Here is a 12,445-nt window from a genome sequence, read left to right as displayed (position 1 = left end):
AGGTGTTCGCTGACCGGCTGCGGGTGCTGGGTCCGGACCACCCCGACACCCTGAACACCCGAGCCAACCTCGCCTACCGGCGTGGGGAAGCTGGTTATCCGGCCGCTGCGGTCGCCGCGTTCGAGGAGGTGTTCGCTGACCGGCTGCGGGTGCTGGGTCCGGACCACCCCGACACCCTGAACACCCGAGCCAACCTCGCCTACCGGCGTGGGGAAGCTGGTTGTCCGGCCGCTGCGGTCGCCGCGTTCGAGGAGGTGTTCGCTGACCGGCTGCGGGTGCTGGGTCCGGACCACGCCGACACCCTGACCGCCCGAGCCAATCTCGCCTACTGGCAGATGCAGTTGTCGAATGGCACGTCCGCCTGATGTGCGGCTTCCTGAGGCATCGGTTGTCGGCGCGGTCGGAGCTGATTCCATGTCGATTGTCAAAGGGGTGCAATGGATCGCAAACTGGTCGATCCACAGGTGCTTGCTTTCACGTCCTTTAAGAATCGTTGGTGGACAGCAAGTTCCGAGTGCCCAGACACGTGATGTTGGAGCAGGAATACCCGTTCAAGCGCGAATAGCGTCTTACACGCGAGCGGGGTCAGTACCTGCTTCATTGGTAGCACCTGTCGGCTGGACGTGGCATGCTTGTCGAGCACGTCAGTGGTCCTAGTGGATCGCCAATCCCGTGTCGCCGGCGGCGGAGGGCTGGATGACCTGGCCGGCGAGTTTCGTTTCCTGGTTCGTGACAGGGCCGGCCAGTTCACGGCGTCGTTCGATTCCGTTCTCGCGGACGCCGGCATCGACGTCGTGAAGATCCCACCGCGATGTCCACGGGCCAACTGCTACGCGGAACGGTTCGTCGGCACCGTCAGGCGAGAGCTCACCGACCGGCTGCTCATCATCAACGAGCGGTACCTGATGTCAGTGCTGAACCGCTTTGTGACTCACTACAACCACCGACGGCCCACACAGAGCGCGGGAGCACGACCCGATTACCCGCTCACAGAGCCAGGCTGTAGGGCCGTTCGTCGTCGGCGAGTACTCGGCGGCTTGATCAACGAGTACGAACACGCAGCGGCCTGAGTCGCAGGTCCGACCGCCAGGCCTAGTTTTGGCCCCCCACAAGCCATCGCCGCGGCCGTGACCGCGCTCGCGGCTCGTACGGAGCGTGCACGAACTCCTCCAGCTCTAGCCTGCTGTCGCTCATCTCGTCCAACTGCCGCGCCAGTGCGCGCATCGCGTCGCCGGGGTCGCCCGCCACCCACTGCACGAAGAGGAGGTACACGTGCACGACGAACCGAAAGTGGTCCGAAACGCCGTCGCGCTGCTTGACGCCTGAGGCCGCCTGCCAGAAGGCAGCCAGGCCCGCATGTGTCAGCTCGCGATCACCGAGCCTGATCGCCGCCTGCATCGCGCGCACCGCCGCCGCCGCGGTGTTCGGACGCAGATCCTCGTCGACGAGGTCGCACAGCGCGATGCACCGCACGGCGAGCTCCCACAGGTCGTCGATCGCACCGGCGGCCTCGGCGATCTGCACGTGCGTGCCGACCACCACCCTGGCGAGGGAGCTCCAGTCTTGCTGCGTGCGCAGTTGCCTGGTGGCGTCCTTGAACTGCCGCGCCGCAGCGCGGCTTTCTCCGCGCAGGTGGAGCAGCGAGCCGAGTTGGCAACGCAGCAACGCTTCCTCTCTGGGGAGGCCGAGGTTCTTCGCCTGATCCAACAGGGTGGTGAGCACTTCTTCGGTGAGTTCGGACTCCCCGTTGAGATGGCGGTGGTACAGCTGCTGCGTGAACGCGATTAGTTCGCCCTCGTCGTTGATCCGCACCCGGTGTGCTGTCAGCGCTTCGCCGGCGGTAGCGGCCGCGGTGGCGAAGTCGCCTGCCGCTCCGCGCATGATCGATGTCAGCAGCTTGAAGTCCGCCTGCCGGTCTTCATCGTCCAGCAGCACCGCGATGGCGTGGCCTTCCGCGGCGTAGCGGTGTGCCTCCGAGGTCGAGACGAGTGCTTCGGGCTGCAGGCAGAGGAATCGGCAGATGTCTGTGAGTCGGGGCAGGTCGTCGTGCTCCCGCGCCAGGTGCTCCGCCGCCCGTGCCAGTTCGACCGCTTCGCTTTGATGACCAAGGCGGTAGAGGATCTGCGCCATCCGGAATCGCAGGTCGGCCGATTTAGGGAACTCGTCGCGGAGCGACAGGCTGGTCGAGTACCGCGCGAGTGCGTCGTGTGCCTTGCCCGCCGCCCAGTGCGCGTCCCCGGCCCGCTGGTGCAGGAGTGCTTGCCTGGTTCGCACCTCCGGGGTGGCCGGCGTCCAGCGGTTGAGCACATCCTCCACGTGCTCGGCGATGCGTGCGGCGCGTTCCTCCAGGCTCGCGGAGAGCGAACCCGAGCCTAGGAGGGCCAGTTCGTCGAGAGCGAGGTCGACCGAGGCGAGGGACGGCTCGGCGGCGGAATCGGCAGCCGCGCGCAGGTTCGCGACTTCTCGCAGTATCAGTTCCCGCACGACGGTGTCCGGGTTCGTCATCCCGACCAGCCGGCGCGCTGTGGCGAGAGTCCTTGACACGCCGCTGGCCTCGTCGTCGCGGGAGGTGAGCCGTCCGTTGGCGGTGCCGACGTAGAGGTAGGACCGGGTGATCACATCCGGAAGACCGGTCCGGGTGATCGCCGCGGCCACTGTGGTCGCGCCTGCGCCGAGGTCGGCCATGACCGCTCTGGCGAAGTCCGCGGCGAGATCGCTGCGCACGCTCCAGAGGGTGCCGACGTAACCGCGGGCGCCCACGCGGACGAAGTCTCGGCCCACGCCCGTCCAGGACTGGCAGGAGTTGTTGAAGACGACGGGGCGTTGCGGGAGCGACACGAGCTCGACGATGCATGAGCTGGGTACGGGCACGTCGAGCACGATGCCGCCGTCGTAGCCGTGGGTGTTGAAGAAGACGAGTTCCAGGGGCAGCTGGTGGGTCAACCGCGCCAACGACGAGAGGTTGGCCTCCTCGCCGTTCAGGACGAGCGGGTAGACGGCGCTGGCTTCCATCGCCCGCACGACGTCCTTGGTCTCCGTCGTGCGGAAGTAACCGGTGTCGAGGATCAGGCCGAACATGACGTCCGCGCGTTCGAAGGCCGCGCTGAAGATCTCGTTGAGCACGATCAGGACGGGGTCCTCGGCCACGTGGCCGATCGGCTTGCGCGACCAGTCCGCGTGGTCCGTCCGCACGAACGAGTATGGCAGTCCCGTGGTGAACGCGGTGAGCCTGCGGTCGCCCACCGCCGCGACGACCTCTGCGGGCACCTGCGCGGTGACGACCTCCTCGATCTCGGCGAAGCCCTGCCGGCCCGCGCCCAGAATCCTTCGCAGCACCTCCGCCAGGCCCCGGTCGCCCTCGTCGTGCGCGCGTGCCGCGGCGATGATCCGGTGCTGCTGGGCGGCGATGGCCGCCCGCACGGCTGCGAGCGAGGGTTCGGGCGTCACCACGAGCTGTGCGTCACGGTGGTGCGCGTAGAGCACCGCCAGAAGCGTGGCGGCGTCCCCGGTGTCCTCGACCAGGACGGCCTCGTCGCTCTCGGGTATGGGGTCTTCGGCCGGTGTCCGCGGGTCCGCCACCGGCAGGATCGGCGCACCCGCGCGCAACGCCCGGTACAGCCCGTGCAGGTACTCCCGTGAGCTGCCATCGATGGCGACCTCCACCACGCCGGTCGGCGGTCCGTCGTCGCCGCGCAGCAGGCGCCACGTCAGGCCTGCGAGTTCGGTCAGGTCGCGGTAGTGGTGGTGGCCGGGTATGTCCGACGGTTCCGCGAGCAGGTGCAGCTTCCCGTGCTGCCCTTCGAACATCGTGTTGTCACTCGGCGGTCCGGGATCGCTGCCCGCACGTTCGTGGTGCCGGGTCCAGATCGCCGAGGCCTTAGACGCCAGCACGGGATCGACTCTGCGCAGCTCGCTCGGCTCGGGTTCGAACAGGAAGACAGCCCTCGTGAACCCGGCCGCGGCAAGCAAGTCCGACACCATCTGGTTGTGCTTGAGCCACGACCTGTAGGGCGCCAGACGTTCGGTGCCGTCCAGGCGGGCGTCGATCTCGGCCCCCAACGCCGCCCGTTCGGCCGGGCCTGCGGCAAGGGCCTCCGCCCGGCCCAGTTGCCCTCCGACCTTGGCTCTCAACCTGACGTCTGCGGCCTGCACCTCCTCGTGGAGCCGGAGGTACTCGGCTTCGCTGACAGGCGGCGGCTCGATCGGGATCACCGGCACAAAACCGTTGCCCTGCAAGCACGACACCACCACGGCGGCCTCGCGAAGCTGGTCGGGCCGGCACACGACGAAGGTCTCGGCGAAGTCGAAGTCGGGTGCGCAGGCCACCGTGAGCTCGATGGTCGACGACCCAGCCGGCAGCACGGCCCGCAGCCGCACCTGCCCACGGACGTCCCGGCTCCGTTCGAAGTCGATCGGCCGGTCACCCCGCACCCGGACGACGGTGCGCGCCGGAGTGGAGAGATCTACGACGACACTGCGGCCGTCCTCGTGCACGGCGGCGGCGCCGTCCACCACCAGGTGCCACTCGATCGCGGTCGAGACCTCGACCACCTGCTTCAACGACGCGATGGCCGTGGTGGTCAAGCCACCGGCATAGGCCTTCCTGGACTGGACGATCTCCACACTCCGCCGCCCGACCCCCAAGTCGTGCTCTACGCGGGTGGTCGCGATGGCCCACGCCGCACCGCGCTCCGCGACCGGACCGCGCAGCACCTCGATCCGCGGCACCTCGGGCCCGAACGCCTCGGCGAGACGGACCTCCAGCTTGCCCTGCACCGAGACGTCCGCAACACGTAGTCGTCCCGCGTGGAATCGGAACCGGACACCACGCTCGGCGCCGACCCACATCGTCAGAGCCCATACACGTAAGCGGGCCACCCGGACCGGGGAGGCGGTGCGGCTCCGCGAAGTTCAGGCCTCGCCACCTCATGCCCCTTGCGTGCGATCGTGGTGATCAAGACTGGCGTCGACACGCCGACGTACAGGGCACCCCAGTACGTCGTCGCGGGCAGAGCCAGGGCCAGCACACCGCCGAGCCCGGCGAACAGCAAGGACACCGCGACGTAGAACCACGACCAGCGAAAATTCTTGGGGTTCTGGCGGATCGAGTAGAGGCGGATCACTTCGGGAGCCAACGCACCCGCCATGCCCAGCGCGAAAGCAACGATCGGATTCACCTGGACGATATCGCGCGCCGGAGGGTGCCGTTACGGTTACCTGGGGCAGTAGGCCAGGCCTTGTGCGTGCCCGACAAATATGTCCGTGCAGGTCAGCAGATGCCGTTGGGTAGCGGTCATCATCCGACATGATCGCGGTCGTGTTGCTCCGCTTCGCCTACCTCGCCGTCTCCCATACCTTCGCCGCGCTGTGGCTCCCTGCGCATGACCGAGCGTGAGAAGTACTTCGAGATTCGCGCGCTAGACCACCAAGTTGTGGTCCTGCAGTGACAGCTCGGCGGTCAGCGCCAGCGATTGCGGCCGAGTTGATCGACAAGCTCCTCTGCGCCATGGGGTGCCGGGCTTGAGCTCGACGACGAAGAGCCGCCGACCGGGCCGGACCGGCTGTTGCACACCGACAGCCCAGAGACCAGGTTCAGCACGTTCGATGCAAGACCATTGAGCGGCTACGTGGAAGTGCTCGAACAGGTGTTGCGACACCTGGCGGCGATCACTCAGACCCCGCCTCACATGCTGCTCGCGTCGCTGACCAACCTGGCGGCCGATGCGCTCGACGCCGCTGAGGACGTACTACAGCGCCGAGTCGGTGAACGGCGCACCTCCTACGGGAAGTCCTGGGAACAGGTATTGCGGCTGTGATGCCTGCTTGCCGGAGACTTAGCCGGATGGCACGACACCGGCGCACAAGTCCGCTGGCGCAACACCCAGTCCCGTTCGCTCGCCGCCGTGGTCGACGCCTGGGGTAAGGCCGTCACGATGCTGGGCGTCCCGCCGCAAGCGACGTGGGACCGGCTGCCTGGTGTCACCGACACCGACGTGCAGCGCTGGGCCACGATGCCCGCTCCCGTCGACGGACAGGAGTTGCTCGCGGACATGCTCGGCCGAACCGCGTTCGACAGCTAACCAGCGTCGGTCCGCCCGGTAGTCAGGCCGCCTCTTGTGCCGCGTCTCGGTGCTCTGCGAGCGACCGCACCCGAGGCGGTTCCTTCGTTGAGTGCTCGGATGATCTCGGGCCGCTCACTGGGTTCGGACTTCCGCAACGCGATGGCGAGTTGGGCCACGCGGCAAACCGCCGTGACCGCGGCAATCGCCAACCCGATGAGCCCCGCGTCCGACCACACAGCTACCTCCTCGCGCCCTTCGCCACACAACGATGGATGTGTTGGGAGATAGGCAAAACCGGTCGTCATAAAGCCACCCATCAACAGTAAAGGCTATTTGCTGATGATGAAGGCAGTAGCGATCATCCGTTCCCCAACGGCTCCCAACCATTCCCATCGGTCCAATTTCGATGTTCCGTGTCCAACTTGGATACCGCCGAGGGGTGCAATCAAGATCACAGTGCCTGAGATGGTGAACGATGGCTGTCACCGCTGAGGGGACTCGGCTCACCGCCGAGCACCGCCGCGCCGAGGGACGCAACAGCGCCCGCCTGGTTCGTGACGTGCTCGGTCTGTGGCGGTTGCTCGACCCGGTCCGGCTCGGGCCGACGTTGCCGAACTGGGCTGGCCGGGTGCTCGACCTGATTGCCGTCACCATTCGAAGTCCGAGCGCCTGGCGCTGGACTACCTCACCACGTTCCGCCGCGCCGAGACCGGCACGCAGCTCGATCTACCTCCGCTGCAAAACCTCGAGGCGGGGTGGCGCCAGGCCGCCGAAGTCTCGTTGTTCGTGACCGGACCGAGCACCATCAAGCGACTGAGCGCCGCTGGACTTGACCCTCAACGGGCAGCGGGCCGCGCTGCTGCGGTGATGCGACACGCTGCAGGTGCGGCCGGGAGGCGATCGACGCGGCAATCCTCGCCGACCGGATCGCGCTTGACTACCAGCACATCACCAACGACAAGGCGTGCGCGTTCTGTGCCCTTCTCGCCAGCCGCGGCCCGGTCTACAGGACACCGTTGTCAGGCTCGCGCACCTTGCGTGTCGGCACCACCACCAATCCTGACGGGCAGTGGACCACGCAGCAAGCCCGCAATCTCCTTCTGAGCCTTGAGGATCGGGCCAGCGTCTTTCGATTCCTGGTCCGTGACCGGGCAGGTCAGTTCACGGTGTCGTTCGATTCTGTTCTCGCTGACGCGGGGATCGATGTCGTGAAGATCCCGCCACGGTGTCCGCGGGCGAACTGCTACGCCGAACGTTTCGTCGGCTCTCTCAGACGAGAGCTCACAGACCGGCTGCTCATCATCAACGAGCATCACCTCACGTCAGTGCTGAACCGCTACGTGTCCCACTACAACCACCGACAACCACACCCGAGTGCGACACCACACCCCTCCGCGACCCGATCACCCGATCGCAGGGCCACGCTGTAGGTCCGTACGTCGTCGGCGAGTACTAGGTGGGCTGATCAACGAGTACGAACCTGCAGTTGCTTGATGCGTAGGTCAGCCCTATCGGAGCGTGTTTTGGCACCCCACACCCCATTTCAGAGCCCGGCTGCAGGTCCGTACATCGGCGGCAGGTACTCGGCGGCTTGATCAATGAGTACGAACCTGCAGCGGCCTGATACGCAGGTCAGGCCCACCGGACCGCGTTTTGGCACCCCGCAGCCCAGCTTGACAACCTCAGTTCGGCACGGCGATGTCCACCGGTCCGTCCAATATCTTCACGCGGGTGCCGTTAACCTCGGAGAACAGCTCGTTGGATTGAGGGTTGGGAGGGCCCAGGACAGCGCGGAAGCCGGGGGCGATCTGGCGGGCATAGCCAGGCTCTCGCTGGGTCCACCCGGCGTTGCCGAGCTGCCAATGGCTTTCGGGGATGGTCACCGACGTCCGCGGGCCACCGCTCGCTGCGCAGAGCCACGACGAGTAGATCATGTTCAGGGTCCCGTCCTTGTCGTACCAGACAGCGTCGATACCGGATCCGTCGTCGTTCGGATCGCCCGCCACGGGCGTCTCGCTCTGGGTGCCCGAGGCGAGGTCGATCAGGACGACGAACGCCCGCTCCTCACAGCCTCCCGCATGAACTGCGGTGATGTAGGCCAGGGACCGCCCGTCCAGGGAGAAAGCCGCCCCGTGAACGACGACGTTGCCCGGGGTGGCGCCGAGCGGGACCACCTGGCCGCCCGGACGCACGAGGTACAGGTTTTCCGGACCACCGTAGGCGGACACGCCGTCGGGAGCGGCGACGAGGCTGGTCCCGTCCTTGCCGGCCACGATCCACAGCGGCTGGATCCTGATGCTCTGCCCGACCCCGACCTTGCGGTCGGGCAGGACGGTGGTCCCTGAAACCGGCTGGGCGTTCTTGTCTGCGAGGTCGAGCGTGGTCACGACGTTGCCGGCCAGCCACCTGATCAAGCTGCCGCCAGGGCTCACCGCGTTTCGGCAGCTTCCGCACGGCACCGACCTCGAAGCCCCGGACCGGAGGTCGATGGTGGTGATGCCCGTCGAGGTCACGGCGAACACGAAGTGCCCGTCGCCGGTGTACCCGAAGCCGAGGCTGCCAGGGGCCATGTGATCGGCGGTCGTCTCCGCGACCACCTTGGTCCCGCGGACGATCCCCAGGCGGCCGTTGGTCAGGAACGCGTAGCTCGGTTCCGGCTCCGCCGCTGCGGCGTTGATGCTGCGTGTGGCCGCGTCGGGCGAGTTCGGGACGACGAGCCGGTCGAGGACGACTTCCAGCTCGTCGGCGTTGTCGGCGAACGAGGTGTTGGACGCGAACTTCGCCAGCGCTTCCTTCCGGTCCGGTGGGACCTGGAAACCGACGACCCTGATGTCCAGGTCCAGCCCCGCTTCGGCCAGACGGTCCTCAACGGACTTCCGCGCGCTGTCCAGGTCGTTCGTGCAGGCGTCGACGCCCGTCGAGGAGATGACGATGATCCGGTTGCGGACGCTGCCACGGCGGGTCAAGAGCCCGCGGAAGTCGTCGATCGCCGCTAGGACGCCGTCGACCATGGTGGCCTTGCCGGACGGGGACAGCGCGCCCACGGCCTGGGCGACCCGGTCCGGGCCGTCGGCGATCTCGGCGGTGGCGTCGGGGCTGCCGCACTCGCCGCCGAAGCGGCGCACGCTGAGCGCGTCGGAGTCGCCGCTGTTGCCGGCGACCGACCGCACCGCGCCTCCGAGCTGGGAGAGCCCGGTGCCGGGCGCCGAGGTGTCGACCAGCACCACGGTGCGGTGGGCGGGTCCCGAAAGGACGAAGTACACCGCTGTGCACGCCACGACGACGAGCATTACGACCAGCGGAACGAGCACCGCACGCCGCTTCATCACTGTCCTCCAGGCCCGCTGGCCCGCATCCGGGCCAGGAGTTCGTTCAGGGTGTCGACCTCGCTGTTGTAGAGATCGGCGTCGCGGCGGAACGCCGTCAGCTCGGCCCCCAGCGGCTTGCCCGCCCGCGCGAGGTCGAGCAGTGCTTTCACCGCGGGCACCGCTTTGCGCTGCCGGTCTCGCAACTCGGCCGCCCGGCGGTGGACCTCGACTGCGTCCGGCGTCTTCGCGCGGCTCTCGAGGTTGGCGAACTCGGTGTCCGCCGCGGGAGGCTTGATCGCGGACAGCGTGCGGTCGGCGACGTCGAGCCTGCCGTCGACGACGGCCTGGGCCGCGGTGTCGATCTGTTTGACCACCGGGTTGAGCGTGTCCACGACGTCGCGCGCCGACCGCAGGACCGGCTCGACGTTGGCGATCCAGTCGAGGGCCGCCTGCAGCTGCGCGGGGTCCTGGGCGAGCACGGGTGGTGGTGCGGACGCGCCGGCCGCCAGCCGGTCGAAGACCGACTTGTCCTTGTCAGCGAGGCGATAGCCGACGAAACGGAACTCGACGTCGAGGCCGGCGGAGGCCAGCCGCTGGCGGAGCTCCCGCTCGACGAAGTCGACGTCGTCGTCGCAGGCGTCGATCCCGTTGCGCGTGACGACCACGATCCGGTTGACCTGCTTGGCGTTCTGCGAGAACGGCGAGCTGAAGTCCTCGGCGGCCCCGATCAGGCCCCGCACCAGCGTCGCCGCCCCGCTGACCGCGGCACCGTCGATCGCGGCACTGATGTCGGTGCCGTTACCCGTCCCGAACCCGACCACCCGGGACGTGTTGCCGGCGGACCCGCACTGGCCACCGAAGGTCCGCAACGCGACGGCGTCGTCGTCACCGGCGTTCCCGATCACCTTCCGCAGCGAGTCGCGGCTCTCCGCCACGGCGGCCGGGTCGGCCCCGGTCGCGGACAGGTCGACCAGGAACATGGTCTTGTACGTCGGCGCGAGCTGCGGCAGGACCCAGGTCACCACGGCGGTGACCGCACCGGCGGCCAGCACGGCCACCAGCACCGTGATGACCAGGTTGCGCACCGCACGCGGCATCGGGACGCTCAGGAAGGTTCCCGTCCTGACCTTCTTGATGTCCCGGCCTGCCTGGAACGTCGTGCCGTGGCCCGTGTGGGAGCTCATGCCCGCTGCTCCCGGCGGTCCGTCCATTCCCCCGGCTGCCGGGTGTGCGGGCGCGACCTCCTGCACGACGGTCGCGTCGCGGATGTCTCTGCCCGCCTGGATGGTCGTCCCCGAGCCGCGGTGGGACACCATCGTCGGAACCACGGGATCCGGCTTGGCCGCGAGTGCGGGTTCAGCCTCGCGGAGCCGCTGGATCAGGACGTCGACGTCCTGACGGGTGTGCTTGCGACGCACCCGCATGCCCTGACAGTTCGCCAGTGCGCACAGGCCGACGGGCAGCTCTCCCGCGACCGGAGGTGGGGTGTCGTCGACCAGGACCGGCACGACCCGGACGCCGGCGTCGAACGCCGCGGCGATCTCGCGGTGGATCCAGTCGGCGGGATCGTCGATCCTCCGCAGCCCGGCCGGGTCCGTCAGGGTCAGCCATTCGCAGTCGATGACGACCAGCAGCACCTGGCAGCCCCGCACCCGCGAGAGCAGCTCCCGGTCCCAGGCCGCGCCGAGCGGGATCGAGTAGCAGTCCAGGAAGACCTGCTCCCGACCGAACGCCGCGGTGAGATCCCGGTCGAGCAACTCGCCCATGACGCGGCTGTCGTTGCTGCGGTAGTTGATGAACACTCCACCCACCGCGACTCCTGTTCACATTCCTCCGCACCGATGTGAATGCGGGTGGACAGGATGACTCACCGGGACTGCGAACAAGCGACGCATCGCCTCTATCAACAAAAACTGTCCACTATTTGACCAGTGGCGCGTTATTCCGGGGCATCAGGAAATGCTGCGAAACGCACTCGAAATCATTACGTGAGCGCCGTCAACGCCGAGACGGTCTGCTCGACGATCTCGTCATGAGCTGGTTCGAGATGCTGGGGCCGGCCACTCGGGGCGCCGCGCCTGTGGGTGCCAAACACGGCACAGCAGCCTGACCTGCGCATCACGCTGCTGCAGGTTCGTACTCGTTGATCAAGCCGCCAAGTACTCGCCGACGACGTACCGATTTACAGCCTGGGTCTCCGGTCGGGTGATCGGGTCGTGGCGCAGTGTGGTGTAGCGCTCGGTGTGGTCGCCGGTGGTTGTAGTGGGAGACGTAGCGGTTCAGCGCTGACTTCAGGTGCCGCTCGTTGATGATGAGCAGCCGGTCGGTGAGCTCGCGTCTGACAGTGCCGACAAACCGTTCCGCGTAGCAGTTGGCCTGCGGACATCGCGGTGGGATCTTCACAACGTCGATGCCGGCGTCAGCGAGAACGGAATCGAACGATGCCGTGAACTGGCCTGCCCTGTCACGAGCCAGGAAACGAAACTTGCTGACCCGGTCACCCAACTCCATGAGGAGGTTGCGAGGCTGCTGCGTGGTCCACGGACCGTCCGGGTTGGTGGTAGTGCCGAGGATATGGACGTAGCGGGTGCCGACCTCCATCACAAAGAACACGTACACCCGCTTCAACCTCCACGTCTTTGGCCGCCGAGGACCGCCCGAGCAGAACCAGCCAACCGACAAGCCGAACGAAGACGAAGTACAACAGCCGAAGCGCCACGTTCGGGATCATGCCGTCAAGGCGACAGCACACGATCACCGCAGCTCAACTGGCGAGTGCAGAGTTCTGGCACCCCACAGGCCCGGTGCGGCGTGAGCACGGTCCAGGACAAGCTCACCGAGGACGAGTTGGTGTTGCTGACCACCTACAACGTGCTCGGCGTCGACGCCATGGCCGGTGTGGTGGCCGAGCACCACCACGCCGGCGCGAGCGTGGTGGCGGAGACGATTCTTCACGCCGCACTCGAGCTCGGCGAGATCGGCCGCCGCGGCAACAGTTCCGTCGTGGCCATCACCCTGGCTCGCGATCTCGCACAGCAGGCGTGAACGTGCCACCTGGCGGCGTGCGAGCGGTCG

The 12,445-nt window shown here is 67.5% G+C and carries 11 protein-coding genes; 6 read left to right on the top strand and 5 right to left on the bottom strand.

The features are described from left to right. Together ACH413_RS06690 and ACH413_RS06685 are read left to right on the top strand one after the other, a co-directional pair. Positions 1-365: tetratricopeptide repeat protein (locus ACH413_RS06690; protein WP_396424898.1), on the top strand; the 365-nt coding region annotated here is incomplete at its 5' end. 282 nt (positions 366-647) lie between these two features. Beyond that, positions 648-1,070, top strand: coding sequence for an integrase core domain-containing protein (locus ACH413_RS06685; protein ID WP_360037029.1), 423 nt, complete (start codon positions 648-650; stop codon positions 1,068-1,070). Between the two features lie 22 nt (positions 1,071-1,092). Here the strand turns inward: ACH413_RS06685 and ACH413_RS06680 are convergent, their stop codons facing one another. Together ACH413_RS06680 and ACH413_RS06675 are read right to left on the bottom strand one after the other, a co-directional pair. Next, complete coding sequence (locus ACH413_RS06680; protein ID WP_360037027.1) at positions 1,093-4,776, bottom strand: hypothetical protein; 3,684 nt, start codon at positions 4,774-4,776, stop codon at positions 1,093-1,095. Between the two features lie 74 nt (positions 4,777-4,850). Beyond that, positions 4,851-5,177: a hypothetical protein gene (locus tag ACH413_RS06675; protein ID WP_360037025.1), complete on the bottom strand. Its 327-nt coding sequence runs from the start codon at positions 5,175-5,177 to the stop codon at positions 4,851-4,853. A 450-nt stretch (positions 5,178-5,627) separates the two neighbouring features. Between ACH413_RS06675 and ACH413_RS06670 the strand changes: the two genes are divergently transcribed. The 3 genes from ACH413_RS06670 (at position 5,628) to ACH413_RS06660 (ending at position 7,492) form a co-directional block, all read left to right on the top strand. Then, complete coding sequence (locus ACH413_RS06670; protein ID WP_360037022.1) at positions 5,628-5,816, top strand: hypothetical protein; 189 nt, start codon at positions 5,628-5,630, stop codon at positions 5,814-5,816. Between the two features lie 87 nt (positions 5,817-5,903). Continuing rightward, positions 5,904-6,080: a hypothetical protein gene (locus ACH413_RS06665; RefSeq protein WP_360037019.1), complete on the top strand. Its 177-nt coding sequence runs from the start codon at positions 5,904-5,906 to the stop codon at positions 6,078-6,080. 1,148 nt (positions 6,081-7,228) lie between these two features. After that, positions 7,229-7,492 carry an integrase core domain-containing protein gene (locus tag ACH413_RS06660; RefSeq protein ID WP_360037278.1) on the top strand — a complete coding sequence of 88 codons (264 nt, stop codon included), beginning with the start codon at positions 7,229-7,231 and terminating at the stop codon, positions 7,490-7,492. A gap of 252 nt (positions 7,493-7,744) precedes the next feature. Here ACH413_RS06660 and ACH413_RS06655 read toward each other — a convergent pair whose 3' ends face one another. The 3 genes from ACH413_RS06655 to ACH413_RS06645 all read right to left on the bottom strand — a co-directional run bounded on the left by ACH413_RS06655 (position 7,745) and on the right by ACH413_RS06645 (position 11,989). Beyond that, the gene (locus ACH413_RS06655) at positions 7,745-9,388 is read right to left on the bottom strand and encodes a hypothetical protein (protein ID WP_360037016.1); all 1,644 of its coding nucleotides are present in this window, start codon (positions 9,386-9,388) and stop codon (positions 7,745-7,747) included. Continuing rightward, complete coding sequence (locus tag ACH413_RS06650; RefSeq protein WP_360037013.1) at positions 9,388-11,181, bottom strand: toll/interleukin-1 receptor domain-containing protein; 1,794 nt, start codon at positions 11,179-11,181, stop codon at positions 9,388-9,390. Before ACH413_RS06650 ends, ACH413_RS06655 begins: the two co-directional genes overlap by 1 nt. A 307-nt stretch (positions 11,182-11,488) precedes the next feature. Beyond that, positions 11,489-11,989 carry an integrase core domain-containing protein gene (locus ACH413_RS06645; RefSeq protein WP_360037010.1) on the bottom strand — a complete coding sequence of 167 codons (501 nt, stop codon included), beginning with the start codon at positions 11,987-11,989 and terminating at the stop codon, positions 11,489-11,491. A 192-nt stretch (positions 11,990-12,181) separates the two neighbouring features. Between ACH413_RS06645 and ACH413_RS06640 the strand changes: the two genes are divergently transcribed. Continuing rightward, positions 12,182-12,415 (top strand): hypothetical protein, encoded by a 234-nt coding sequence (locus ACH413_RS06640; RefSeq protein WP_360037007.1) that lies wholly within the window; start codon positions 12,182-12,184, stop codon positions 12,413-12,415. Positions 12,416-12,445: the final 30 nt, after the last annotated feature.

It is taken from the genome of Lentzea sp. NPDC020367 (assembly GCF_044387305.1).
In the GTDB taxonomy this organism is placed as follows: domain Bacteria; phylum Actinomycetota; class Actinomycetes; order Mycobacteriales; family Pseudonocardiaceae; genus Lentzea.
The sequence above is the reverse complement of the archived record's forward strand: the minus strand, read 5'-3'. Positions and strand labels throughout refer to the sequence as shown.

Bases quoted from the DNA above. Each gene is read 5' to 3' on its own strand.
- ACH413_RS06655 (WP_360037016.1), bottom strand. From the start codon at position 9,388: ATGAAGCGGCGTGCGGTGCTCGTTCCGCTGGTCGTAATGCTCGTCGTC.